Below are 26314 nucleotides of genomic sequence, written 5' to 3' on the forward strand. Positions count from 1 at the left end.
CTCTCGTTCCGGAGGGCCTTCGATGACTGGTTTACTCACGTCCATTCAAGCCGCACTCGGCTTGCCCCGCACCCCGATTCCGTTCACCTCGAGTGGCGCCCTGCCCTCGGCGTTCGCCGTCACCGACCTCGCCTGCGCCAGCATCGCCGCCGCCGGCCAGGCTGCCAGCGCATTACTGCAGCAGCAGACCGGTCGCTTGCCCAACCTTGAAGTCGACCGGCGCCTGGCCTCCTTCTGGTTCGCAACGTCGATCCGCCCCGTCGGCTGGAGCGTTCCACCACTGTGGGACCCGGTTGCCGGCGACTATGCGACCAAGGATGGCTGGATCCGCCTGCACACCAACGCTCCTCATCATCGCGCCGCCGCCGAAAGCGTGCTTGGCGCGTGTGCCGACCGCGCAGACGTGGCGAGCAAGGTTGCGCAATGGTCGAAAACCGATCTGGAACAGGCCGTGGTCGACGCCGGTGGCTGCGCCGCTGAAATGCGTACCTGGGCGCAATGGCAAGCGCACCCCCAGGGCTTGGCCGTAAACGCCGGGCCGTTGATTCAGTTCAGCGCCGGTAACCCGCAACCACCGAAATCCTGGAAAGGCTCGGTGGCGCAACCGCTGGCCGGGATCAAAGTGCTGGACCTTACGCGCGTGCTCGCGGGGCCCATTGCCAGTCGTTTTCTCGCGGGCCTCGGCGCCGATGTCTTGCGCATCGACCCTCCGACCTGGAACGAACCGGGCGTGGTGCCGGAAGTCACGCTGGGCAAGCGCTGCGCAAGGCTGGACCTGCACAACCCTGACGATCGAGCCGTGTTCGACAGCCTGCTCAAGGACGCCGACATTTTGCTCCACGGCTACCGCGCCGACGCACTGGAAAGGTTGGGTTACGGTGTCGCCGAGCGGCAAAAACTGGCGCCCGGCCTGGTTGATGTGTGCCTCAACGCCTATGGCTGGAGCGGTCCGTGGCAGAACCGTCGCGGATTCGACAGCCTGGTGCAGATGAGCAGCGGGATCGCCGAGGCGGGGATGCGGTGGAAGAACGCGGACAAGCCGATGCCCTTGCCGGTACAGGCGCTGGATCATGCGACCGGGTACTTGATGGCGGCGGCGGCGATTACTTTATTGGGACGTGCTGGGTCAGCCAGATTGTCGTTGGCGCGCACGGCGAAGTTGTTGATTGAAAACGGTGCAGGAACGGATGAAACGCTGCGTGCTGAGGACGACAAGGATCAAGGCCTGTTGGTTGAGCAAACGCCCTGGGGGCCAGCACATCGGCTGCATGTGCCGCTAAAAATCACCGGAACGCCGTTGCAGTGGGCCCTTCCAGCAGCTGAACTGGGTTCCCATCGCGCACAGTGGTGGTGACCGCTCTGGCCCCATCGCCAGCAGGCTGGCTCCCACAGTGAATCTGCATCATTCACAAAACCTGTGGGAGCCAGCCAAGCCAAATCATCACAATCAAGACAGTTGATTTATGTCGATCACAAAACCTGTGGGAGCCAGCCTGCTGGCGATGAGGCCGGAACAAACAACTCAATCCATCCGGCTCAGCGATGTCCAAAGAAGCTGCGCCGCATACCCTCGAAAAGGTCGCCAGTCCTGAGCCCGCGCCGACAACTCCCTAGCCGTCACCCGCTCACCTTCAAGCGCCACCAGCGCCTTGATCAACCCCACATCCCCCGATGGAAATGCATCCATCTCCCGCAACTGCCGCAACGCAATGTACTGCGCCGTCCAGTCGCCAATCCCGTTCAACGCCAGCAACCGTGCCACGCCGCCCTCACGCCCCGGCTCAAACAACAGCGGATCATCGAGCAACGCCTGAGCCACACCCGACAACGTCCGGCCACGAGTTTTCGGCATGCCCAGCGTCGCCAGATCCGCCACTGCCAAAACGGCCGTTTCAGGAAACACTGACGTGACGCCGGGCAAAACAGACGCCAGGGGCTGCCCATACTGTGCAACCAGTTTCCCCGCCAACCGGATCGCCGCGCTCACCGTAATCTGCTGACCCAGCACCGCACGAATCGCCAGTTCCAGGCCGTCCCACGCCCCCGGCACCCGCAACCCCGGCCGTTCGGCAATCAACCGCGCCATCAACGGATCAGTCTTCAAAGGGCGATGGATCGTCGGCAGGTCCGCATCCAGATCAAACATTCGCCGCAACCGTGCAACGATCTCCGGCACCGCCGCCGCGTCAGGAAAATCCAGCGTCACTTGCAACGCATCGCCCGCCACCGGCTTGATCGAAAACGTACCGTGAACACCGTTCAACCCGATGCTGCGCGAGTACACGCCATCGACAATCGCTTCCATCCCGACCACGGCCCGCGCCGACAAAAAACCCAGCATCGCCGGCCAGTCATAGGGCGGCTGATACGCCAGCAACAACCTCACAGCGACAACAAGCCGCTGTACAACCCATACGCCGCCAGCCCGGCGCCACTGATGACAGCGGTAAAAATACCTGTCTCGATTGGCGTAAACAGCGGTTCACCCTGCTCATGTTTGGCCTTGGCGAACAAGATCACCCCCGGTGCGTACAGCAACGCCGACAGCAGCAAATACTTCACCCCGCCGGCGTACAACAGCCACACCGCATAACTCAGCGCGATGCCGCCAATCAGCAAGTCTTTGGTGCGCTCCGCCGAAGCGTGTTCGTAGGTTTCCCCCCGCCCGCTCAACAGCACCGCATACGCCGCCGACCACAGATACGGCACCAGGATCATCGACGACGCGAGGTAGATCAGGCTGGTGTAGGTACCGGCGGAAAACAGCGTGATCAGCAGGAAAATCTGGATCATCACGTTGGTCAGCCACAGCGCGTTGACCGGCACATGATTGGCGTTTTCCTTTTTCAGGAAGGCCGGCATGGTGTTGTCTTTCGCCGTGGCGAACAGGATCTCGGCGCAGAGCAGCGCCCAGGACAGCAGTGCACCCAGCAGCGAAATCGCCAGGCCAATGCTGATCAACAAAGCGCCCCAAGGCCCTACGACATGCTCCAGCACGGCCGCCAGCGACGGGTTCTGCAGGTTGGCCAGTTCCGGCTGACTCATGATCCCCAGCGACAACACATTCACCAGCACCAACAGCGCCAGCACGCCAAGAAAACCGATGACCGTCGCCCGCCCGACATCCGAACGTTTCTCCGCCCGCGCTGAATAGACGCTCGCGCCTTCGATGCCGATAAACACGAACACGGTGACCAGCATCATGTTGCGCACCTGATCCATGATGCCGCCAAAATTCGGGTTGCTGCGGCCCCAGACGTCACGGGTGAAGATGTCGGCCTTGAACGCCACGGCGGCGATCACGATGAACATGATCAGCGGCACGATCTTGGCCACGGTGGTCAGCTGATTGATGAACGTCGCTTCCTTGATCCCGCGCATCACCAGAAAGTGCACAGCCCACAGCAGCACCGACGCGCAGCCAATGGCAACGGGCGTGTTGCCCTGGCCAAACACCGGAAAGAAATAACCGAGGGTGCTGAACAGCAACACAAAGTAGCCGACGTTGCCCAGCCAGGCGCTGATCCAGTAACCCCAGGCGGACGAGAACCCCATGTAGTCACCGAACCCCGCCTTGGCGTAGGCATACACCCCGGAATCCAGCTCGGGCTTGCGATTGGCTAGCGTCTGGAACACGAAGGCCAGCGTCAGCATGCCCACGGCGGTGATCGCCCAACCGATCAAGATCGCCCCGGCGTCGGCTCGGGCGGCCATGTTCTGTGGCAAGGAAAAAATCCCGCCGCCAATCATCGATCCCACCACCAGCGCGATCAGCGCACTCAGAGGAAGTTTTTGCGTCGGTTGCGACATCCCAGCGTCTCCCTTTTCTTGCACTGAACCTGTGGCGGGGTGCTTGTCGAAACGCCGCACCGTCCCGCCGGGTTGCGGAACGACCTCAACAAAAGGAACTGCTTCGCAGTCCAACGGAAGCAAGCTCCCTCGCTACAAGTGGATAACTTTAACTAAATAGGTAAACGGTAATAACGTTAGTTAATTAATGGCAGCTCACGTCTTTTATTTATAGCCGATACTTCTATGCCCATAGCCGGCAATAGCAGTCTTGTCTGTAGATCCTAATAAATCAATTCGACACTGCAACAACCGTCCAAAAATTTGCGGAAACCGTAAAACCAACTAGCGTAAAAACTCCAAGCAATACCCGTTATTCCCGCCTGACTTATCCGAGGCCTCTGGAATGGGCTTTTCCGGCGATACCTTTATGCCCGGGAAAGATTCATAAGTCTTTCATTAACAATGGAATGTGAGCATGCACTGATCTATGTCAGATGATCGAATGGCTAACGGAATTAATCTGTCGTCTCTTTTCTCCTGCATTGGAGTCATGCAATGTCTGAATCCCCCGGAAAACTGAAACTCGGTGCACTGGTTGCGTTGGTTGTCGGCTCAATGATTGGTGGCGGGATCTTCTCTTTGCCGCAGAACATGGCCGCCAGTGCCGACGTCGGCGCCGTGCTGATCGGTTGGGCCATCACCGCCGTCGGCATGTTGACGCTGGCCTTCGTGTTCCAGACGCTGGCCAATCGAAAGCCTGATCTGGACGGCGGTGTCTACGCCTACGCCAAGGCCGGTTTCGGCGACTACATGGGCTTCTCGTCCGCGTGGGGTTACTGGATCAGCGCCTGGCTGGGAAACGTCGGTTACTTCGTTCTGCTGTTCAGCACCCTCGGTTACTTTTTTCCGATCTTCGGCGAAGGCAACACAGTTGCTGCGGTGATCGGCGCTTCGGTGCTGCTCTGGGCCGTGCATTTCCTGGTGCTGCGCGGGATCAAGGAAGCAGCGTTCATCAACCTGGTGACCACCGTCGCCAAGGTCGTGCCGCTGCTGCTGTTTGTGTTGATCGCAGTTTTCGCATTCAAACTGGACATCTTCACGGCCGACATCTGGGGCCTGAAAAACCCGGACCTGGGCAGCGTGATGAACCAGGTGCGCAACATGATGCTGGTCACCGTGTGGGTGTTCATCGGCATCGAAGGCGCGAGCATTTTCTCGGCCCGCGCGGAAAAACGCAGCGACGTCGGTAAAGCCACCGTGATCGGTTTCATCACCGTGCTGCTGTTCCTGGTGCTGGTGAACGTGCTGTCGCTGGGCATCATGACCCAACCGGAACTGGCCAAGCTGCAGAACCCGTCAATGGCAGCCGTGCTGGAACATGTGGTCGGTCCGTGGGGCGCGGTGCTGATCAGCGTCGGCCTGGTCATCTCGTTACTGGGAGCACTGCTGTCATGGGTGCTGTTGTGCGCCGAAATCATGTTCGCCGCCGCCAAGGACCACACCATGCCAGCGTTCCTGCGCAAGGAAAATGCCAAGCAAGTGCCGGTCAATGCCTTGTGGCTGACCAACGCGATGGTGCAGCTGTTTCTGGTCATCACCCTGTTTTCGGCCAGCACTTACCTGTCACTGATCTACCTCGCCACCTCAATGATCCTGGTGCCGTACTTGTGGTCGGCGGCATACGCGCTGCTGCTGGCGGTGCGTGGCGAGAGCTATGAAAACGCCGCGGCCGAACGCCGCAAAGACCTGTTCATCGGTGCCGTCGCGTTGATTTACGCGGTCTGGCTGATCTATGCCGGCGGCGTCAAATACCTGCTGCTCTCCGCCCTGCTCTATGCCCCCGGCGCGATCCTGTTCGCCAAGGCCAAGATGGAACTCAACAAACCGGTTTTCACCAACGTCGAGAAGCTGATTTTCGCCGCAGTGATCGTCGGCGCCCTGGTGGCGGCCTACGGCCTGTATGACGGCTTCCTGACCCTGTAATTTGTTATCTGGAGGATCACGGTAATGACCACCGAAAAAGTTAAGTACGGCGTCCATTCCGAAGCCGGCAAACTGCGTAAAGTCATGGTTTGCTCCCCCGGCCTGGCCCATCAGCGGCTGACCCCGAACAACTGCGACGAACTGCTGTTCGATGATGTGCTGTGGGTGGCCCAGGCCAAGCGCGACCATTTCGACTTCGTCACCAAAATGCGTGAACGCAACGTCGATGTGCTGGAAATGCACAACCTGCTGACCGACATCGTCGCCATCCCCGAAGCCCTCGACTGGATTCTGGAACGCAAGGTCACCGCCAACTCGGTCGGCCTCGGCCTGATCAACGAAGTGGGTTCGTGGCTGCGCAGCCTGGAGCCCCGCCATATCGCCGAGTTCCTGATCGGCGGCGTCTCCGCCGATGACTTGCCGGACAGCTTCGGCGGCAAGACCATCCAGATGTTCCGCGATTTTCTGGGCCACTCAAGCTTCATTCTGCCGCCGTTGCCCAACACTCAGTTCACCCGCGACACCACCTGCTGGATCTACGGTGGCGTGACGCTGAACCCGATGTACTGGCCGGCGCGCCGCCAGGAAACCCTGCTGGCCACCGCCATCTACAAATTCCACCCGCAGTTCACCAACGCCGATTTTGAAATCTGGTATGGCGACCCGGACCAGGATCACGGCAGCGCCACCCTGGAAGGCGGCGACGTGATGCCAATCGGCAACGGTGTGGTGTTGATCGGCATGGGCGAGCGGTCGTCCCGTCAGGCCATCGGCCAATTGGCGGTGAACCTGTTCAAGAACAAAGCCGTGGAGAAAGTCATCGTCGCCGGCCTGCCGAAGTCCCGCGCAGCAATGCACCTGGACACGGTGTTCAGTTTCTGCGACCGCGACCTCGTCACGATCTTCCCGGAAGTGGTGAACCAGATCGTCGCCTTCACCCTGCGCCCTGACGAAAGCAAGCCGGGCGGCGTCGACATCCGCCGCGAAGAAACCAACTTCCTCGACACCGTCGCCAAGGCCCTCAACCTCAAAGCGCTGCGCGTGGTGGAAACCGGCGGCAACAGCTTCGCCGCCGAACGCGAGCAATGGGACGACGGCAACAACGTGGTGGCCGTGGAGCCCGGCGTGGTGATCGGTTATGACCGCAACACCTACACCAACACCCTGCTGCGCAAGGCCGGTGTGGAAGTCATCACCATCAGCGCCGGCGAACTGGGACGCGGCCGTGGCGGTGGCCACTGCATGACCTGCCCGATCATTCGCGACCCTATCGACTATTAATGCTTATCCCTGCTTCGCGCCCATAAAGCGTGAAGCAGGCGGATAACCGAAACCCAAGGAGATCCAAAATGGCTTTCAATATGCGCAACCGCAGCCTGCTCTCGCTGATGCACCACACCACTCGCGAGCTCAACTACCTGCTGGACCTGTCCCGCGACCTCAAACGCGCCAAGTACACCGGCACCGAGCGTCCGCACCTGCAAGGCAAGAACATCGCGCTGATCTTCGAAAAAACCTCGACCCGCACCCGTTGCGCCTTCGAAGTGGCGGCCCATGACCAGGGCGCCCACGTCACCTACATCGACCCGGTGTCGTCGCAGATCGGCCACAAGGAAAGCATGAAAGACACCGCTCGCGTGCTCGGGCGGATGTTCGATGCCATCGAGTACCGTGGCTTCGAACAGGAAATCGTCGAGGAGCTGGCCAAATTCGCCGGCGTGCCGGTGTTCAACGGCCTGACCGCTGAATTCCACCCGACGCAGATGATCGCCGACACCCTGACCATGCGCGAACACAGCGACAAACCGCTGCATGACATCAGCTACGCCTACCTCGGCGACGCTCGCTACAACATGGGCAATTCGCTGTTGATGATCGGCGCCAAACTGGGCATGGACGTGCGCATCGCCGCGCCGAAAGCGCTCTGGCCACACGCTGATTTCATCGCCCAGTGCAAAGCCTTCGCCGAAGAAAGCGGCGCGCGCATCACCATCACCGAAGACCCGAAAGCAGCGGTCAAGGGCGTGGACTTCATCCACACCGACATCTGGGTGTCGATGGGTGAGCCGGTTGAGGCGTGGGACGAGCGTATCGAGCAACTGCTGCCGTACCAGGTCAACGCCGCGATGATGAAAGCCTCCGGCAACCCGCGGGTGAAATTCATGCACTGCCTGCCGGCGTTCCACAACAGCGAAACCAAGGTCGGCAAGGACATCGCCGCGCGGTATCCGCACTTGGCCAATGGCGTCGAAGTGACCGAGGAAGTCTTCGAATCCCCGGCCAACATCGCCTTCGAGCAAGCGGAAAACCGCATGCACACCATCAAGGCGATTCTGGTGTCGGCGTTGGCGGATATCTAACGGCCCACCCGGCTCTCCCGGCTGGAACAAAGCCCCTGAGGGAGCGAGCCTGCTCGCGAAAGTGGAGTAACAGTCAACGTCTCTGTTGAGTGTTAAATAGTCATCGCGAGCACGCTCACTCCCACACTGATCGGGTTTCACCAGGGAGACCGAGTCACCTCATTTAGAAGGACTGCATTATGCGTATCGTCGTTGCCCTGGGCGGTAACGCCCTGCTCCGCCGTGGTGAGCCCATGACCGCGGACAATCAGCGCGCCAACATCCGCGTCGCCACCGAACAGATCGCCAAGATTCATGCCGGCAATGAACTGGTCATCGCCCACGGCAATGGCCCGCAAGTCGGCCTGCTGTCGCTGCAAGCGGCGGCCTACACCTCGGTTTCGCCGTACCCGCTGGACGTGCTCGGTGCCGAAACCGAAGGCATGATCGGCTACATCATCGAACAGGAACTGGGCAACCTGCTGGACTTCGAAGTGCCCTTCGCCACCCTCCTGACCCAGGTCGAAGTCGACGCCAATGACCCGGCCTTCCAGAACCCGACCAAACCCATCGGCCCGGTCTACGCCAAGGCCGAAGCGGAAAAACTCGCCGCCGAAAAAGGTTGGGCGATTGCCCCGGACGGCGACAAATACCGTCGTGTGGTGGCCAGCCCGAGACCGAAACGCATCTTCGAAATCCGCCCGATCAAATGGTTGCTGGAAAAAGGCAGCATCGTGATCTGCGCGGGCGGTGGCGGCATCCCGACGATGTACGGCGCCAGCGGCAAACTGCAAGGTGTGGAAGCAGTGATCGACAAAGATCTGTGCTCGGCGCTGCTGGCCGAACAGCTGGAAAGCGATCTGCTGGTGATCGCCACCGACGTCAACGCCGCCTGCATCGACTTCGGCAAACCGACCCAGAAAGCCATCGCCCAGGCCCACCCCGACGAAATGGAAAAACTCGGCTTCGCCGCCGGCTCCATGGGACCGAAGGTGCAGGCCGCCTGCGAGTTCGCCCGCCATACTGGAAAAACCGCGGTGATCGGTTCACTCTCGGACATCGAAGCGATCGTCCAGGGCACGGCCGGCACGCGCATCAGTACGGCGACACCTGGCATTACTTATTTATAAGGAGAAACGTCAATGGCAACGTTCGCCCCCGGTCACTTGCACATCGAGCGCCACGCGCTGACCTCGGATGATGTCAGCTACAACCTGCACTTCGACTATGAGGTCAGCAATAACGACAAAGGGGAAAAAGGCATCCAGTTCACCATGCATGGCAGCATTCTGGGAAAGGATATGAGCGAAACCTTCTTTCTTCCCAAGGTTGAGGCCTACAACTTCGCCAACAACATAACGAATATCGCCGAGAAGTACGGTATTCCAAGGACCCACAGCCAAATCGGCTCGGCTCACAAAAATTACGACCAGGTGTTTGAAGACATTCGGAAGAAGCTGGATATGAAATCCGGCGACCCGGTAGACCTCAAAAACTTTGAGTAGCCTGCGTCCCCTTGTGGGAGCGGGCCTGCTCGCGATGACGGACTTTCATTCGCTATGGATGCCGACTGAAAGACTGCGACCCCACGACCTGTAGGAGCGAGGCTTGCCCGCGAAGCTTTTAGCCGTCTTGATGGCCTCTTCGCGGGCAAGCCTCGCTCCTGCAGGTTGAACACGTGCATTTCACCTGAGACCCGCCCCAAGGCATACTTGCCCCCTCCGCTTGCCAGATTGAAAACCGCCCCATGCGTATCCACGTCAGCTTCATCGACCGCGTCGGCATTACCCAGGAAGTCCTGGCCCTGCTCGGTGGGCGTAATCTCAATCTGGATGCGGTGGAAATGGTCCCGCCCAACGTCTACATCGACGCCCCGACCTTGAGTCCGGAGGTGCTCGACGAACTGCGCGATGCGTTGCTCAGCGTGCGCGGCGTGCAAGCGATGACGGTGGTCGACATCCTTCCGGGGCAACGGCGGCACTTGCAACTCGATGCATTGCTCGCCGCCATGACCGACCCGGTGCTGGCCCTGGACAGTGACGGCAAGGTGCTGCTGGCCAACCCGGCGCTGATCGCGTTGTATGGTCGCGAACCGGCCGGTGAAAGCATCGCGGATCTGTTTGCCGATCCCGCCCTGCTCGATACCCTGCTGGAACAAGGCTTTCGCCTGCCGCTGCGCGAGATCACCGTCAACGGCCAGACCCTGCTGCTGGACGCGACACCGATCACCGATGCCGGCGCGTTGCTGACGCTGTATCAACCGAACCGCATCGGCGAACGCCTCTCGGCGCTGCACCACGACCATGCCGAAGGGTTTGACGCGCTGCTGGGCGAATCCCCGGCCATTCGCACCCTCAAGGCCCGCGCCCAACGCGTGGCAGCCCTTGATGCGCCGCTGTTGATCCAGGGCGAAACCGGCACCGGCAAAGAACTCGTCGCCCGCGCCTGTCACGCCATCAGTGCGCGGCACAGTTCACCCTTCCTGGCGCTGAACTGCGCGGCATTGCCGGAGAACCTCGCCGAAAGCGAACTGTTCGGCTACGCCCCCGGCGCTTTTACCGGTGCGCAACGGGGCGGTAAACCGGGACTGATGGAACTGGCGAACCAGGGCACGGTATTTCTCGATGAAATCGGCGAAATGTCACCGTACCTGCAGGCGAAACTGCTGCGGTTTTTGAACGACGGCAGCTTCCGCCGCGTGGGCGGCGATCGTGAGGTGAAGGTCAACGTGCGGATCCTCAGCGCCACGCACCGTGACCTGGAAAAAATGGTCAGCGAAGGCACGTTCCGTGAAGACCTGTTTTACCGCCTCAACGTCCTCAACGTCGAAGTCCCGCCGCTGCGCGAGCGTGGCCAGGACATCCTGCTGCTGGCCCGTTATTTCATGCAGCAGGCCTGTGCGCAAATCCAGCGACCGGTGTGTCGCCTCGCGCCCGGTACCTACCCGGCGCTGCTGGGCAACCGTTGGCCAGGCAACGTGCGGCAATTGCAGAACGTAATCTTCCGCGCTGCCGCGATTTGTGAGAGCAGCCTGGTGGACATCGGCGACCTCGACATTGCCGGCACCTCCGTGGCACGCCAGAGCGACAGCGAAGTCGACAGCCTGGAGCAGGCAATGGAAGAGTTCGAAAAGACCCTGCTGGAAAAACTCTACGTCAGCTACCCCTCGACCCGGCAACTGGCCAGCCGCCTGCAAACTTCCCACACCGCGATTGCTCATCGGTTGCGCAAGTACGGCATTCCAAACAAACCCTGAAGTCCCCAAAACACCGCAGCCCCCCTGTGGGAGCCAGCCTGCTGGCGATTGCGGTGTAACAGGCAAAAAGGTGTCGACTGTCATGGCCTCATCGCCAGCAGGCTGGCTCCCACAGGTTTTCTGTTGTCACAGAAAATCCCTCTCCAAATACGACCTCCACCTGTACTGAAAGCGCTACAGCGGAACGATATCGATACAGCTCTTTCTAATCAGCGCTGTACAAGGCTTTGATCCCATTACGCTTTTTTCTTCGCTTCCGGCTGTAGCGATTTCGCTACAGTCATTCCATTCGCTCGCACTTCATAAATACTCAAGACACTGATTTATAAGGACTTATTAACATTGGCCGCGATCTTGCTTAGTAGCCACGTATAAAGAAGGGCTGTTGCCCAAGCATTCAATCGCGTCCACCAGACGAGTCTGGCCCCCTAGGAGTTTCCATGAGCGAGTTGCGTTTTACTGAAGATCACGAATGGCTGCGCACCGAAGCTGACGGCACTGTCACCGTCGGCATCACGGCTTTCGCGCAGAATGCCCTGGGCGACGTGGTTTTCGTACAACTGCCTGAGCTGCAGTCCTACGACAAAGGCGCAGAAGCCGCCACCGTGGAATCGGTAAAAGCCGCCAGCGGCGTGTACATGCCACTGGACGGTGAAGTGTTGGAAGTGAACCCGGCGCTGGACAGCAGCCCTGAACTGGTCAACGAAGATCCGCTGGGCGAAGGCTGGTTCTTCCGCTTCCAGCCAACCGACGCATCGGCTGTCGCCAAACTGCTGGATCAGGACGCCTACGACCGTCTGATCAAAGCCAACGCCGAAGCCTGAGGAGCGCTGACATGACTCAAGTAAACCTTACGACCGCCAACGAATTCATCGCGCGCCACATCGGCCCGCGTTCCGGCGATGAGCAAGCCATGCTCAACAGCCTCGGCTTCGATTCGCTGGAAGCCCTGAGCGCCAGCGTCATTCCGGAAAGCATCAAAGGCACCAGCGTCCTCGGCATGGACGACGGCCTGAGCGAAGCCGACGCCCTGGCGTTGATCAAAGGCATCGCCGCCAAAAACCAACTGTTCAAGACTTACATCGGCCAGGGCTACTACGGCACGCACACGCCGTCGCCGATCCTGCGCAACCTGCTGGAAAACCCGGCCTGGTACACCGCGTACACCCCGTACCAGCCAGAAATCTCCCAGGGCCGTCTCGAAGCGCTGCTGAACTTCCAGACCCTGATCAGCGACCTGACCGGCCTGCCGATCGCCAACGCCTCGCTGCTGGATGAAGCCACCGCCGCTGCCGAAGCCATGACCTTCTGCAAACGCCTGAGCAAGAACAAAGGCAGCCACGCGTTCTTCGCATCGGTTCATTGCCACCCGCAAACCCTCGACGTGCTGCGCACCCGTGCCGAGCCGCTGGGCATCGACGTCGTCGTCGGCGACGAGCTTGAACTGGCAGACGTAACGCCGTTCTTCGGCGCGCTGCTGCAATACCCGGCGAGCAACGGTGACGTGTTTGATTACCGTGAACTGACCGAACGCTTCCACGCCGCCAATGCTCTGGTAGCGGTGGCTGCTGACCTGCTGGCCCTGACCGTGTTGACCCCACCGGGCGAATTCGGCGCTGACGTGGCCATCGGCAGCGCACAACGCTTCGGCGTGCCGCTGGGCTTCGGTGGCCCGCACGCCGCTTACTTCTCCACCAAGGATGCGTTCAAGCGTGACATGCCGGGCCGTCTGGTCGGTGTCTCCGTGGACCGTTTCGGCAAGCCGGCCCTGCGTCTGGCGATGCAGACCCGCGAGCAACATATCCGCCGCGAGAAGGCCACCTCGAACATCTGCACCGCCCAAGTCCTGCTGGCCAACATCGCCAGCATGTACGCCGTGTATCACGGCCCGAAAGGCCTGACGCAGATTGCCAACCGCATTCATCACCTGACCGCGATCCTCGCCAAAGGCTTGGGCGCACTGGGCCTGACCGTCGAACAAGCCAGCTTCTTCGACACCCTGACCCTGAACACCGGCGCCAACACCGCCAAACTGCACGACAAGGCACGTGCGCAGCAGATCAACCTGCGCGTAGTCGATGGCGAGCGTCTGGGCCTGTCCCTCGACGAGACCACTTCGCAAGCTGACGTCGAAACGTTGTGGGCCTTGTTCGCCGACGGCAAGGCACTGCCGGACTTCGCCGCCCTCGCCGCTGCAGTGGTCAGCACCCTCCCGGCCGCTCTGGTTCGCCAATCGCCAATCCTCAGCCACCCGGTGTTCAACCGTTATCACTCGGAAACCGAGCTGATGCGCTACCTGCGCAAGCTCGCCGACAAGGACCTGGCCCTGGATCGCACCATGATCCCGCTGGGTTCGTGCACCATGAAACTCAACGCCGCCAGCGAAATGATCCCGGTGACCTGGGCTGAGTTCGGTGCCCTGCACCCGTTCGCCCCGGCCGAGCAAAGTGCCGGTTACCAGCAACTGACCGATGAACTGGAAGCGATGCTCTGCGCCGCCACCGGTTACGACTCGATCTCCCTGCAACCGAACGCCGGTTCGCAAGGTGAGTACGCCGGTCTGCTGGCGATTCGCGCCTACCACCAGAGCCGTGGCGAAGACCGCCGCGACATCTGCCTGATCCCGTCGTCCGCCCACGGCACCAACCCGGCCACCGCCAACATGGCTGGCATGCGTGTGGTCGTGACCGCGTGCGATGCCCGCGGCAACGTCGACATCGAAGACCTGCGCGCCAAGGCCATCGAGCACCGCGAACACCTCGCCGCGCTGATGATCACCTACCCGTCGACCCACGGCGTGTTCGAAGAAGGCATCCGCGAAATCTGCGGCATCATTCATGACAACGGCGGCCAGGTGTACATCGACGGCGCCAACATGAACGCGATGGTCGGCCTCTGCGCACCGGGCAAGTTCGGCGGCGACGTGTCCCACCTGAACCTGCACAAAACCTTCTGCATCCCTCACGGCGGTGGCGGCCCTGGCGTTGGCCCGATCGGCGTCAAGTCGCACCTGACGCCGTTCCTGCCGGGCCACGCCCAGATGGAGCGCAAGGTAGGCGCGGTCTGCGCGGCACCGTTCGGCAGCGCGAGCATTTTGCCGATCACCTGGATGTACATTCGGATGATGGGCGGCGCGGGTCTCAAGCGCGCTTCGCAACTGGCGATCCTGAATGCCAACTACATTTCCCGTCGCCTCGAAGAGCACTACCCAGTGCTGTACACCGGCAGCAACGGCCTGGTGGCGCACGAATGCATCCTCGACCTGCGTCCGCTGAAAGACAGCAGCGGCATCAGCGTCGATGACGTCGCCAAGCGTCTGATCGACTTCGGCTTCCACGCCCCGACCATGTCGTTCCCGGTGGCTGGCACACTGATGATCGAGCCGACCGAAAGCGAATCCAAGGAAGAACTGGACCGCTTCTGCGACGCCATGATCCGTATCCGCGAAGAAATCCGCGCAGTGGAAAACGGCACGCTGGACAAGGATGACAACCCGCTGAAAAACGCTCCGCACACCGCGGCGGAAATCGTTGGCGAGTGGACGCACCCGTACAGCCGCGAGCAAGCGGTGTATCCGGTCGCATCGCTGATCGAAGGCAAGTACTGGCCGCCGGTCGGTCGCGTCGACAACGTCTTCGGCGATCGCAACCTGGTTTGCGCTTGCCCGTCGATCGAAAGCTACGCTTAAACGAATGAGGGGGCGGGTTCGCTCGCCCCCACCTTCGAGAACACTGCAAGACTCTGTGGGAGCTGGCCTGCCAGCGATAGCGGTGGGTCAGTCGACATTTTCGCTGTCTGACACTCCGTCATCGCTGGCAGGCCTGCTCCCACAGAATCGTGCCTAGCCTGAAATTCCGTGAATTCCTATAACAAGAAACCGGAGAACAACCATGTCGTTAAGCGTGTTCGACCTGTTCAAGATTGGCATCGGCCCCTCCAGCTCCCACACCGTCGGCCCGATGCGCGCCGCTGCGCGTTTCGCCGAAGGTCTGCGCCGTGAAGGGCTGCTGACCGCCACCACCTGCGTCAAAGTCGAGCTCTACGGCTCGCTCGGCGCTACCGGCAAAGGACACGGCAGCGACAAGGCTGTGTTGCTGGGCCTGGAAGGTGAACACCCGGACACCGTGAACACCGAGACCGTCGCCGCCCGTCTGCAAGAGATTCGCGGCAACGGTCGCTTGAACCTGCTCGGCGAACACAGCATTGCGTTCAACGAGAAAGAACACCTGGCGATGATCCGTAAACCATTGCCCTATCACCCCAACGGCATGATCTTTCGCGCCTTCGACACAGCGGGCCTGCAGATCCGCAGCCGCGAGTACTACTCGGTTGGCGGCGGTTTCGTGGTCGATGAAGACGCCGCCGGCGCCGACCGCATCGTCGAAGACGCCACGCCGCTGACCTTCCCGTTCAAAAGCGCCAAGGACCTGCTCGGTCATTGCACCACCTATGGCTTGTCGATCAGCCAGGTGATGCTGACCAACGAAAGCGCCTGGCGTCCGGAAGCGGAAACCCGCGCCGGCCTGCTGAAAATCTGGCAAGTGATGCAGGATTGCGTCGACGCCGGTTGCAGGAACGAAGGCATCCTGCCGGGCGGTTTGAAGGTTAAACGTCGAGCGGCAGCACTGCATCGGCAACTGTGCAAGAACCCGGAATCGTCGTTGCGCGATCCACTGTCGGTGCTGGACTGGGTCAACCTGTACGCCCTGGCGGTCAACGAAGAAAACGCCAACGGCGGGCGTGTGGTCACCGCGCCCACCAACGGCGCAGCGGGTATCGTCCCGGCCGTTTTGCATTACTACATGCGCTTCATCCCCGGCGCCAACGAAGATGGCGTCGTCCGTTTTCTGCTGACGGCCGCGGCCATCGGCATTCTCTACAAAGAGAACGCCTCGATCTCCGGCGCCGAAGTCGGCTGTCAGGGTGAAGTCGGCGTGGCCTGTTCGATGGCCGCCGGCGCCTTGTGCGAAGTGCTTGGTGGCACCGTGCAACAAGTGGAAAACGCCGCCGAAATCGGCATGGAACACAACCTCGGCTTGACCTGCGATCCAATTGGCGGGCTGGTACAAGTGCCTTGCATCGAGCGCAACGCCATGGGTTCGGTGAAGGCGATCAATGCGGTGCGCATGGCCCTGCGCGGCGACGGTCAACATTTCGTCTCCCTCGACAAAGTCATCCGCACCATGCGCCAGACCGGCGCCGACATGAAAAGCAAATACAAGGAAACCGCCCGTGGCGGTTTGGCGGTCAACATTATCGAGTGCTGATGCGCGCTCATTCGCATCTGCACACATTTTCAGGAGCTGGATATGTCCACCGAACAACTGTTGAAAACCCCGTTGCACGCACTGCACATCGAACTCGGCGCCCGCATGGTGCCATTTGCCGGCTACGACATGCCGGTGCAATACCCGCTGGGCGTGATGAAAGAGCACCAGCACACCCGTGATCAGGCCGGGCTGTTCGATGTCTCCCACATGGGTCAGATCCGCCTGACCGGCGCCAATGCCGCCAAGGCTCTGGAAACCCTGGTGCCAGTGGACATTATCGACCTGCCGGTGGGCATGCAGCGCTACGCCATGTTCACCAATGAAACCGGCGGCATCCTCGACGACCTGATGGTCGCCAACCTCGGAAACGACGAACTGTTCCTGGTGGTCAACGCCGCCTGCAAGGATCAGGACCTGGCGCATCTGCGTCAGCACATCGGTGATCAGTGCACCATCGAGCCGCTGTTCGAAGAGCGCGCCTTACTGGCGTTGCAAGGTCCGGCAGCAGTCACCGTGCTCGCACGCCTGGCGCCTGAAGTGGCGAAGATGACCTTCATGCAGTTCACCCGTGTGAAATTGCTGGGTGTGGACTGCTTTGTCAGCCGCTCCGGCTACACCGGTGAAGACGGTTTCGAAATCTCGGTGCCGGCCGCCAACGCCGAAGCCCTGGCTCGCGCTCTGCTGGCCGAACCGGAAGTCGCAGCCATCGGCCTCGGCGCCCGTGATTCACTGCGCCTGGAAGCGGGCCTGTGCCTCTATGGCCACGACATGAACACCGAGACCAGCCCAATCGAAGCCAGCCTGTTGTGGGCCATCTCCAAGCCTCGTCGTGCCGATGGCGCACGGGCTGGCGGCTTCCCTGGCGCTGAAACCGTGTTTACCCAGCAACAAGCCGGTGTCAGCCGCAAGCGCGTAGGCCTGCTGCCTCAGGAACGCACGCCCGTGCGCGAGGGTGCAGAGATCGTCAATGACGCGGGCGAGATCATCGGCACCGTGTGCAGTGGCGGGTTCGGTCCGACCTTGGGCGGCCCCTTGGCCATGGGTTACCTCGACAGCGCCTACATCGCCATCGATACACCTGTGTTCGCGATCGTTCGTGGGAAAAAGGTGCCTCTGCTTGTAAGCAAAATGCCATTTGTTCCACAACGCTACTATCGTGGCTGATTGACTGTTTCTATAAGTAACGAGGTTGCGTTAACAGTGCACTAATGTGTAACGCAACCGCCATAAAACAGTGCATTCCTTTAGCTCTAAGCTTCGTTTATGAACTTTGCTTATAACGATCGAAAACAATTGAACACCTCCTTCGCATAAGCCAGCGCTAGTTGGCGCTCGAAGGCCACCAACGCGAGCAAAACCGGGCCTTTCACAGGGCTTGTTTTTTCTCCCGTAGTTGGCGTAGAGTTTGTTCACTGTGTTTGCATGGGTCGCTTGGAATCGTGACCTGGGCAGTAGCCTACAAGTTAGCTACATCCCGTTCGACGTCTTCTTACTCTCCTGCAACCAGCACCAGTACTCTTTCATGAGAAGGAGACTGTCATTAATTTTTGCGTCAAAGGAAATAAGAAATGTCCCAACGTCAGAGCGGTACCGTCAAGTGGTTTAACGACGAGAAAGGTTTTGGTTTTATCACTCCAGAAAGCGGTCCGGATCTGTTCGTGCATTTCCGCGCTATTCAGGGCAACGGCTTCAAGAGCCTGAAAGAAGGCCAGAAAGTGACCTTCATCGCCGTGCAAGGCCAAAAAGGCATGCAGGCTGACGAAGTACAAGCAGAAGCCTAACCTTCTGTTACGAAAAAGCCCCTGATGCTGACATCAGGGGCTTTTTTGTGCGCGTAAATCCGTAAAATGGCTTCTTTTTTCGTCGAGAGCCCTGCCATGTCGAAACACTTGCTCAACCCTCAGGGCGACTTTCCCGCCGCAACCCTGGGTCGTCGCCTGGCAGCGATGTTCTATGACTTCCTGCTGTGCACCGCCCTGCTGATCGTCACCAGCGGCGTTTACAAGATGATCCAGATGGCGATCATCGGCGAAGACAAAATGCGCACCCTGACCGAAGCCGGCGCGCTGGACGGCGATCCGTTGTTGTCGACGGTGCTGTTGTTCGTGCTGTTCGGCTTCTTCGCCAAGTTCTGGACCTGGTCCGGCCAGACCCTGGGCATGCAAGTGTGGTGCATCCGCGTACAGAACGCCGACGGCTCATCCATCAGCCTGTGGCAGGCACTGCTGCGGTTTTTGGTGTCGATCGCGTCGCTGCTATGCGTTGGGCTGGGGTTCATCTGGTCACTGTTTGATAAACAGAAACGCAGCTGGCATGACATGTACTCCAACACCCAGCTGGTGCGCATCCCGAAGAAAACCAAATAACGGCCACAAAAAAGATCGCAACCTGCGGCAGCTCCTACACGGTTTTTTGTTCACCTGTAGGAGCTGCCGAAGGCTGCGATCTTTTGATCTTGCCCTTAAGCGTTACCGGCCAGCTTCATCCGCGCTGCTTGCGTGAAGTCGAGCATCCGCTTCAACGGCCGAATTGCCTGAGGAATCAACGCCGGATCAACAAAGATCTCGTTCGTCCCTTCTTTCAAGCTCTTCAGCACGCGCTCAAGCGTATTCATCGCCATCCACGGGCAATGTGCGCAACTGCGGCACGCCGCGCCGTTACCCGCCGTTGGCGCCTCGATGAAGACCTTGTCCGGGCACAACTGCTGCATCTTGTAGAAGATGCCACGGTCGGTGGCGACGATCAGCGTCTTGTTCGGCAGGCTTTGTGCCGCAGCAATCAGCTGACTGGTGGAACCGACGGCATCCGCCAATTCGATCACCGAGGTCGGCGATTCCGGATGCACCAGAATCGCCGCGTCCGGATACAGGGCCTTCATGTCTTCAAGCTGCTTGGACTTGAACTCTTCGTGAACGATGCAGGCACCGTCCCATAGCAACATGTCCGCGCCAGTCTTGCGCTGGATGTAGGTGCCGAGGTGTTTGTCCGGCCCCCAGATAATCGTTTCGCCGTTGTCCATCAGGCTTTCGACGATTTCCAGCGCACAGCTAGACGTCACCACCCAGTCCGCCCGGGCTTTGACTGCTGCCGAGGTATTGGCATACACCACGACGGTACGTTCCGGGTGCTGATCGCAGAACGCCGAAAACTCGTCTACCGGGCAACCCAGGTCGAGCGAACAGGTCGCTTCCAGGGTCGGCATGAGCACGCGTTTTTCAGGGTTGAGGATTTTCGCGGTTTCGCCCATGAACTTCACGCCGGCGACCACCACGGTCTTGGCCGGGTGAGCATTGCCGAAGCGGGCCATTTCCAGCGAGTCGGAGACACAGCCACCGGTTTCTTCAGCCAAGGCTTGAATAACCGGATCACAATAAAAGTGGGCAACCAGCACCGCGTCCTGAGCCTTGAGCTCGGCGGCAATGGTAGCACGGTAATAGGCCTCTTCCTCGGCTGTCAGCGGCTTGGGCTGCTTGGCGTCGAGGTGGGCTTGAACCAGAAGGCGTTCGGAAATCTGCGTCATGTTCGCAAGACCTGCAAGCGCTTACGCGCGAAAGTCGAGTATACACCCGGCTCCGGCCCCTTCAGGGGTACCGCCGGGAGAGTGGGTAATCATCAGGCACGGATAGCGTTGAAGCTGCGCAAGGCTACAGAATATCCAGTGGATGCAAAAGATGATTCTGACCTGTGTCACGCAGTGCAGCCCCGAACGGGGTCGACCTTAAATCGCGAACAAAAAAAAATCCGGAAATCCTCACTTGCGTGGGCCTTCCAGACTTTTAAAACTGCTACAAAAATGGTGGGTCGTGTGGGATTCGAACCTACGACCAATTGGTTAAAAGCCAACTGCTCTACCAACTGAGCTAACGACCCGCTGTGTGGTGGCGCGTATAATACTGATTTTTAAGGACTATTCAACACCTAATTTGAAATAAATCAAAAATAAGGTGTTGGATCGCTGATTCCGGCCGCTGCGAAGCCTTCAGCACGCAGCCTGCAGCTGTCGCATTTACCGCATGCACGGCCATTATCGTCGGCTTGATAGCAGGAAACAGTCAGCCCGTAATTGACGCCCAGTTTAACGCCCGCCTGGACGATCTGCGCCTTACTGAGGTTTTGCAGTGGCGCCTGGATACGGAAACCATTGCCCTCTACACCGGCCTTGGTCGCCAGATTGGCCATGCGCTCGAAGGACTCGATGAATTCCGGACGGCAGTCTGGGTAGCCGGAATAATCGACGGCGTTGACACCGATAAAGATGTCACGCGCACCGAGCACTTCAGCCCAACCCAACGCCAGCGACAGGAACACCGTGTTGCGCGCCGGTACATAAGTGACGGGTATGCCCTCCCCCAACTCCTCGGGGATGTCGATGCTTCTGTCGGTGAGTGCCGAGCCGCCCATACCGTTCAGATTCAGGCCGATCACCTTGTGTTCGACCACACCCAAATCCCGGGCAACACGCTCGGCGGCGTGCAATTCGGCATGCGACCGCTGACCGTAGTCGAAACTCATGGTGTAGCAGCTGTAGCCTTCGGCCCGGGCCATAGCCACGACAGTGGCCGAATCCAGGCCGCCGGACAGCAAAATGACCGCACGTTTTTCAGTGGTGTTCAATTGTTCAGTCATATCAGCGCCCCGGCTCGTCATTCCAAAGATATTTATGCAGCTGCAATTGCAGGCGCACTGGCAGGTTGTCCGCCACCACCCAATCCGCCAGGTCCCGAGCATTCAGGTCGTGGTGGCTTGGCGAGAACAGCACTTCGCCGGCACGCCGGTCCAGACCGTACTGAATCAGCTTCGATACGGCCCAGTCGTAGTCTTCCCGCGAACAGATGACAAATTTCACCTGATCGTTGGGCGTGAGCAGCTCGATGTTCTCGTAAAGGTTGCGATGCGCTTCCTTCGAACCCGGGGTTTTCAGGTCGACAACACGACTGACCCGTGAATCTACCGCCGAGATATCCAGCGCACCACTGGTTTCCAGTGACACTTCGTAACCGGCGTCGCACAACTGCTGGAGCAATGGGATGGCGTTAGGTTGCGCCAGCGGCTCGCCGCCGGTGACACACACATAACGCGGGCGGAACCCGGCCACTTGCTCGAGGATATCGTCGAGCGTGCGGACAGTGCCGCCAGAGAACGCATAGGCGCTGTCGCAGTATTGGCAACGCAATGGGCAACCGGTCAGGCGCACAAAAACAGTGGGCAGCCCGGCAGTCCGCGTTTCACCCTGCAACGAGTAGAAAACTTCGGTGATTCTCAATGTGTCTTGCATAGTCGCCACGGGCGTAACAGCTAAACAGGCTGTCCGCCTCCGTCAGGCACTTCAAGGAACCCCGCCAATGCGCAGATCCCAAAAAGCGTGTTTCATAAAAAGGGCATGAATTCTAACGAAAAAACCCGCGACAAGCGCGGGTTTCTTCGAAATGGGTCAAGCGGGCTTACATGCGTTGCAGATCGCGCTGGGCCAGCTGAGCGGCGGAAGTGCCCGGATATTGGGACACCACCTGCTGCAGAATGCCTTTGACCTTGTCGGGATGACCGAGGCGGCGCTCTACATCAGCCAGCTTGTACAGCGAGTCAGGCACTTTGTTGTGCTTGGGGTACAACTGCGACACCTTGGCAAAGGCTTGACCTGCACCTTGCAGATCGCCTTTGGCCAGGTTCACTTCGCCCAACCAGTACTGGGCGTTACCCGCGTACTGGCTGTTCGGGTATTTGCGCAGGAAAGCGGCAAAAGCCTGGCTGGCCTTGTCGAAATCCTTGGCCTTGATCAGGTCGAAGGCTGCATCGTAATACAGTTTTTCCTTCGCCGGATCCGCCGGTTCGCTACCCGCGGCAGGCGCTTGAGCGGCAGCCGCCCCTGCACCTGCACCCGCTGCAGCACCGGGGGCGTTCAAATTGCCACCGGAGGAAGAATTCTCAGGAGTCGCGGCTGGTGCAACGCCGGTTCCTATGCGCCGATCAAGATCCTGATATCGCTCCAGGTTTTCCTGCTTCATGCGCGCTACATCATTTTGCAGAACTTCGATGATGCCTTGTTGGCGCGAGATCTGCTCCTGCATCGATTGCAGTTGGTTGAACAGCTCGCCCTGTGCCGAGACAGGGGCCGAAACCCCTCCCCCGGCATAGGCGCCGTTCGTACCGTAACCCGCAGGCGGATAACTGCTCCCGCTATTGTTATAGCCGGAGTTGTCCTCGACCACAGGAACCGCAGCCCACACCGCAAGCGGTGCGAGGCTGAGAGCCAAAACAGTTACAGCACGACGGCACGTTCGCATGACGAATTACTTACGCAGTTCGACGCGACGGTTTTGAGCCCAGGACTGCTCGTCGTTGCCGGTAGCAACTGGACGCTCTTCGCCGTAGGAAACCAGTTCCAGCTGAGCTGGGGAAACACCTTGCAGTACCAGGTAGCGTTGAACGGCTTTCGCACGACGCTCGCCCAGTGCCATGTTGTACTCACGAGTACCACGTTCGTCGGTGTTGCCTTCCAGAACAACGCGAGCGCCGTTTGCTTTCAGGTCTTTGGCGTGAACGTCCAGAGCGCGCATGGCTTCTGGCTTCAGGTCCGAGCTGTCGTATTCGAAGTAGAAGGTGGTGATTGCGCGCAGAGCAGCTTCTTCGCTCAGGGAGCCATCAACGGCACCAGTGTTAGCGCCGTAACCAGCGTTTGGATCAACAGCGCCTTCACCGGCGTTGTCGCCGCCTTTGGACGAGCAACCTACAGCTACAGCCATGGCCAGAGCCAGCGCAGCAAATTTACCAAACTTCAGCATTTCCATCGTGAAACTCCTAATGAACCCCAGTGTGTTAAGTAAAACGTGTAGCGCCGCGTCAGTTCAGGTAAGGGGACCAGGAAGGTTCTCTGACTTCGCCTTGTGCGGTAGGAAGCGGGAGCCTTACGCGTCCATTAATGGACACGAGCATCAAGACTCCCCGGCCCTGCTGGCGGGTGGCGTAGATTACCATGGTGCCGTTGGGCGCAACAGTAGGCGACTCGTCCAGAGTGCTATCAGTGAGGATTTTTACGCTTCCGCGCTGCAAATCCTGGGCCGCCACCTTGAAATTAGTGAAACCATCCTGGCGATGGATCATCACCAGGGTCTTTTCATCAGCCGAAAGCTTCGGGTTGGCGTTGTAGTTACCGATAAAGGTCACACGCTCCGCACCGCCGCCGCTAACGCTGGACTTGTAGATCTGTGGCTTGCCGCCACGGTCTGACGTGAAGTACAGGGTCGAACCATCCTTGCCCCAGAACGGTTCGGTGTTGATGCCGGGACCGTTGGTGACGCGAGTGATCTGACGCGAACCCAGGTTCATCACATAGATGTCCGGGTTACCGTCTTTCGACAGCACGAACGCCAGGCGATTGCCATCCGGCGACCAGGCTGGTGCGCCATTCAGGCCTTCGAAGTTGGTGATCTGCTCACGGCGACCGGTGTCGATGTTCTGCATGAAAATACGTGGACGCTTCTGCTCGAACGACACATAAGCGATGCGCTTGCCATCCGGTGCGAAACGCGGCGACAGGATCGGCTCGCGCGACTGCAGCAGGGTCACGGCGCGGGCACCGTCATAATCCGAACGTTGCAGCGTGTAGCGCGTGTTCTTCTCGGAGAAACGCTCCGCAGTCACGTACAGCAGACGAGTCGAGAACGCACCTTTGATACCGGTGAGTTTTTCGAACGACTGGTCCGCAATGTAGTGCGACATGTCGCGCAGTTGATCAACGCTGCCCGACACGCTTCCGGTCAGCACTTGCTGTTCGGTGGCGACGTTGAACAGAGCATATTGAACCTGCAGGCGACCGCCCGCTGGAGCAATGCTGCCGACCATGACGTACTGGGCGCCCAGCGCCTTGAAGTCACGGTAGATGATTTCGCTGGCCTGGCTCGGCTGGCTGATCATGTTCTGCTTTGGAATCGGCGAGTAGTAACCCGAGTTGCGCAGGTCGTTACCGATGATTTCGGCCATGTCGTCCGGCAGCACGCTGCCGCCCTGGTTGCCGAACGGTACAACGGCGATCGGAGTTGCCCGATCGCTGCCGCTCGTGACCAGAATGTTTTTTTCATCTGCCGCCGCTATCCCTGCCATGCAGCAGATCACGACAAGCATTCCTCGAAGAAGGTTTCTCACAAGGCTAGATCCTCAGGTGTGAATGTCATCTTGAATGAACGATACGGGGCGAAATCGCCCGGCTTCATTCCCTGCATTTCTGTCAAACGTCCAATATTCTTCACCGCCGCTACAGCCGAAGCGTCAAACGGACCATCACCACTGGACTTGGACACAGTGACCGAAGTCACCGTACCGTCCGGCAACATGCCGATTTGCAGAACGACCGTCATGCCTTTGCGTGCCGAAGGAGGACGAGCCCAGCCTTCCGCTGCACGAGCACGAATCAAATCATCGAAACTGCCGGCGACTTCGTCACCCTGCTCATCCGCCAAGGCCTGCTGGCGCTGCGGCGTGTCGGAAAGCAAATCTGCCAGGGCCTGAGCCTTTTTCTCTTCGGCGGATTTACGTGCCGCTTCCTGCGATTTCTTCTTCGCAGCATCGGCAGCAGCTTTCTTCTTCGCGTCTTCGGCGACTTTCTTTTTCGCCTCTTCAGCTTCAGATTTCTTCTTGGCGTCTTCCGCGGCTTTCTTCTTCGCGTCTTCGACAATCTTCTTCTTGGCTTCTTCCGCGGCCGCTTTCTTGGCCTCTTCTTCAGCCGCTTTCTTGGCTTCTTCTTCAGACTTCTTCTTGGCTATATCAGCCAATTGTTTCTCTTCGGCCTTTTTGGCTTCCGCGGTCTTCTTCGCTTCATCGGCTTTTTTGGCTTCGTCAGCCTTTTTAGCCTCTTCCGCTTTCTTGGTCTCGTCGGCCTTCTTGGATTCTTCGGCTTTTTGAGCCGCGTCTTCCTTCTTTTGTTCCGCGGCTTTGATCGCTTCCTGCTCGATCAACTTCTGCTCCATCTGTTCGACTTCGGTCTGGCGCGCGGCGGATTTCTTCGCCTCACCCGCAATCTTCTGATTGGTCTGGGTGGTCGCCTGACTTTTCGACTTCAGCTGGTACAGGGTTGCCTGGACAATCGGCTTGGCCGGCGGGAGCTCCGGTGTGAAGGCGAAACTGACGAACAGCATGCCGAAAACCAGCACGTGCAAGACAATCGCCCAGACACTAGGCCAGAAGTAGCTTTCCGAGGCTGTTGGCTCTCGCTGTTGCTGCATCAGGGCGCCTCGGTAATCAGGCCAACGTTACCGACTCCGGCTTTCTGCAACCCGCCCATCGCCCCCATGACGGAACCGTAATCAACGGTCTTGTCGCCGCGGATGAACACTTGGGTACGCTTGCCGCCTTCAGTACCGGCGCGAATGATCTTGGTCACAGCGTCAGTCATTTGCGGCAAGGTCATTGCCTTGTCCTGCTGCTTTTGCGTGTCGACTTCGCTGCCAAGGTTCCAGTAATAGGTCTTGTCAGCCTTGATCGAAATGGTCAGGACCTGGGTGTTGTTGTCCTGCGGCAAGGCTTCGCTGGAAACCTTGGGCAGATCAACTTTCACGCCCTGATTGAGCATCGGCGCGGTCACCATGAAGATGACCAGCAGTACCAGCATCACGTCGATGTAAGGCACCACGTTCATCTCGGCGACCGGCTTGCGCTTTTTGCGAGCTCGAGCGATTAAAGCC

At 59.5% G+C, this 26314-nt stretch carries 23 protein-coding genes and 1 tRNA gene; 13 read left to right on the plus strand and 11 right to left on the minus strand.

The features are described from left to right. The first annotated feature begins 22 nt into the window (after positions 1–22). Positions 23–1354: a CoA transferase gene (locus ACM1ZW_RS02170; protein ID WP_416740096.1), complete on the plus strand. Its 1332-nt coding sequence runs from the start codon at positions 23–25 to the stop codon at positions 1352–1354. A gap of 168 nt (positions 1355–1522) precedes the next feature. On the opposite strand, the gene ACM1ZW_RS02175 is transcribed toward ACM1ZW_RS02170, so the two are convergent. Continuing rightward, the gene (locus ACM1ZW_RS02175; protein WP_416740097.1) at positions 1523–2386 is read right to left on the minus strand and encodes a DNA-3-methyladenine glycosylase family protein; all 864 of its coding nucleotides are present in this window, start codon (positions 2384–2386) and stop codon (positions 1523–1525) included. After that, positions 2383–3810: an arginine-ornithine antiporter gene (arcD, locus tag ACM1ZW_RS02180; RefSeq protein ID WP_017340449.1), complete on the minus strand. Its 1428-nt coding sequence runs from the start codon at positions 3808–3810 to the stop codon at positions 2383–2385. The genes ACM1ZW_RS02175 and arcD (ACM1ZW_RS02180) overlap by 4 nt, the downstream gene beginning before the upstream one ends. Before the next feature lie 537 nt (positions 3811–4347). Between arcD (ACM1ZW_RS02180) and arcD (ACM1ZW_RS02185) the strand changes: the two genes are divergently transcribed. The 12 genes from arcD (ACM1ZW_RS02185) (at position 4348) to ACM1ZW_RS02240 (ending at position 19006) form a co-directional block, all read left to right on the plus strand. Continuing rightward, entirely contained in the window at positions 4348–5775 is a 1428-nt protein-coding gene (gene arcD, locus ACM1ZW_RS02185; RefSeq protein ID WP_414877877.1) for an arginine-ornithine antiporter, read from the plus strand. Between the two features lie 24 nt (positions 5776–5799). Next, the gene (arcA, locus tag ACM1ZW_RS02190) at positions 5800–7056 is read left to right on the plus strand and encodes an arginine deiminase (protein WP_017340451.1); all 1257 of its coding nucleotides are present in this window, start codon (positions 5800–5802) and stop codon (positions 7054–7056) included. Positions 7057–7124: 68 nt separating this feature from the next. After that, positions 7125–8135, plus strand: a complete 1011-nt coding sequence (locus ACM1ZW_RS02195) for an ornithine carbamoyltransferase (RefSeq protein WP_017340452.1) — start codon at positions 7125–7127, stop codon at positions 8133–8135. 179 nt (positions 8136–8314) lie between these two features. Then, positions 8315–9244 (plus strand): carbamate kinase, encoded by a 930-nt coding sequence (gene arcC / locus ACM1ZW_RS02200; RefSeq protein ID WP_017340453.1) that lies wholly within the window; start codon positions 8315–8317, stop codon positions 9242–9244. Between the two features lie 12 nt (positions 9245–9256). Further along, positions 9257–9619 (plus strand): DUF5064 family protein, encoded by a 363-nt coding sequence (locus ACM1ZW_RS02205; RefSeq protein WP_017340454.1) that lies wholly within the window; start codon positions 9257–9259, stop codon positions 9617–9619. A gap of 242 nt (positions 9620–9861) precedes the next feature. Then, positions 9862–11370: a sigma-54-dependent transcriptional regulator gene (locus ACM1ZW_RS02210; protein WP_416740098.1), complete on the plus strand. Its 1509-nt coding sequence runs from the start codon at positions 9862–9864 to the stop codon at positions 11368–11370. Between the two features lie 440 nt (positions 11371–11810). Then, positions 11811–12194, plus strand: coding sequence for a glycine cleavage system protein GcvH (gene gcvH / locus ACM1ZW_RS02215; RefSeq protein ID WP_007949423.1), 384 nt, complete (start codon positions 11811–11813; stop codon positions 12192–12194). 11 nt (positions 12195–12205) lie between these two features. Beyond that, positions 12206–15058 (plus strand): aminomethyl-transferring glycine dehydrogenase, encoded by a 2853-nt coding sequence (gene gcvP / locus ACM1ZW_RS02220; protein WP_416740099.1) that lies wholly within the window; start codon positions 12206–12208, stop codon positions 15056–15058. A 202-nt stretch (positions 15059–15260) separates the two neighbouring features. Beyond that, a complete protein-coding gene (locus tag ACM1ZW_RS02225) occupies positions 15261–16637 on the plus strand; it encodes an L-serine ammonia-lyase (RefSeq protein WP_017340457.1) in 1377 nt (458 codons plus the stop codon). 42 nt (positions 16638–16679) lie between these two features. Then, positions 16680–17804: a glycine cleavage system aminomethyltransferase GcvT gene (gene gcvT, locus ACM1ZW_RS02230; protein WP_414877874.1), complete on the plus strand. Its 1125-nt coding sequence runs from the start codon at positions 16680–16682 to the stop codon at positions 17802–17804. A gap of 404 nt (positions 17805–18208) precedes the next feature. After that, entirely contained in the window at positions 18209–18421 is a 213-nt protein-coding gene (locus ACM1ZW_RS02235; RefSeq protein ID WP_007977299.1) for a cold-shock protein, read from the plus strand. Between the two features lie 96 nt (positions 18422–18517). Beyond that, the gene (locus tag ACM1ZW_RS02240) at positions 18518–19006 is read left to right on the plus strand and encodes an RDD family protein (protein ID WP_416740100.1); all 489 of its coding nucleotides are present in this window, start codon (positions 18518–18520) and stop codon (positions 19004–19006) included. Between the two features lie 95 nt (positions 19007–19101). Here ACM1ZW_RS02240 and nadA read toward each other — a convergent pair whose 3' ends face one another. The 9 genes from nadA to tolR all read right to left on the minus strand — a co-directional run bounded on the left by nadA (position 19102) and on the right by tolR (position 26307). Further along, the gene (gene nadA, locus ACM1ZW_RS02245; RefSeq protein WP_416740101.1) at positions 19102–20160 is read right to left on the minus strand and encodes a quinolinate synthase NadA; all 1059 of its coding nucleotides are present in this window, start codon (positions 20158–20160) and stop codon (positions 19102–19104) included. Positions 20161–20434: 274 nt separating this feature from the next. Then, a tRNA-Lys gene (locus ACM1ZW_RS02250) sits at positions 20435–20510 on the minus strand. A 63-nt stretch (positions 20511–20573) separates the two neighbouring features. After that, positions 20574–21266, minus strand: coding sequence for a 7-cyano-7-deazaguanine synthase QueC (queC, locus tag ACM1ZW_RS02255; RefSeq protein ID WP_017340461.1), 693 nt, complete (start codon positions 21264–21266; stop codon positions 20574–20576). A gap of 1 nt (position 21267) precedes the next feature. Next, the gene (queE, locus tag ACM1ZW_RS02260) at positions 21268–21915 is read right to left on the minus strand and encodes a 7-carboxy-7-deazaguanine synthase QueE (RefSeq protein WP_414877872.1); all 648 of its coding nucleotides are present in this window, start codon (positions 21913–21915) and stop codon (positions 21268–21270) included. Positions 21916–22081: 166 nt separating this feature from the next. Beyond that, the gene (gene ybgF / locus ACM1ZW_RS02265) at positions 22082–22921 is read right to left on the minus strand and encodes a tol-pal system protein YbgF (protein WP_017340463.1); all 840 of its coding nucleotides are present in this window, start codon (positions 22919–22921) and stop codon (positions 22082–22084) included. A 6-nt stretch (positions 22922–22927) separates the two neighbouring features. Next, complete coding sequence (gene pal / locus ACM1ZW_RS02270) at positions 22928–23425, minus strand: peptidoglycan-associated lipoprotein Pal (protein ID WP_003178634.1); 498 nt, start codon at positions 23423–23425, stop codon at positions 22928–22930. A gap of 52 nt (positions 23426–23477) precedes the next feature. Further along, a complete protein-coding gene (tolB, locus tag ACM1ZW_RS02275; protein WP_191623732.1) occupies positions 23478–24758 on the minus strand; it encodes a Tol-Pal system beta propeller repeat protein TolB in 1281 nt (426 codons plus the stop codon). A gap of 17 nt (positions 24759–24775) precedes the next feature. Continuing rightward, positions 24776–25855, minus strand: coding sequence for a cell envelope integrity protein TolA (gene tolA, locus ACM1ZW_RS02280; protein ID WP_017340465.1), 1080 nt, complete (start codon positions 25853–25855; stop codon positions 24776–24778). After that, the gene (gene tolR, locus ACM1ZW_RS02285; RefSeq protein ID WP_162491085.1) at positions 25855–26307 is read right to left on the minus strand and encodes a protein TolR; all 453 of its coding nucleotides are present in this window, start codon (positions 26305–26307) and stop codon (positions 25855–25857) included. The genes tolA and tolR overlap by 1 nt, the downstream gene beginning before the upstream one ends. Between the last annotated feature and the right edge of the window lie 7 nt (positions 26308–26314).

It is taken from the genome of Pseudomonas sp. NFX71, from assembly GCF_048079215.1.
GTDB classification, from domain to species: domain Bacteria; phylum Pseudomonadota; class Gammaproteobacteria; order Pseudomonadales; family Pseudomonadaceae; genus Aquipseudomonas; species Aquipseudomonas fluorescens_B.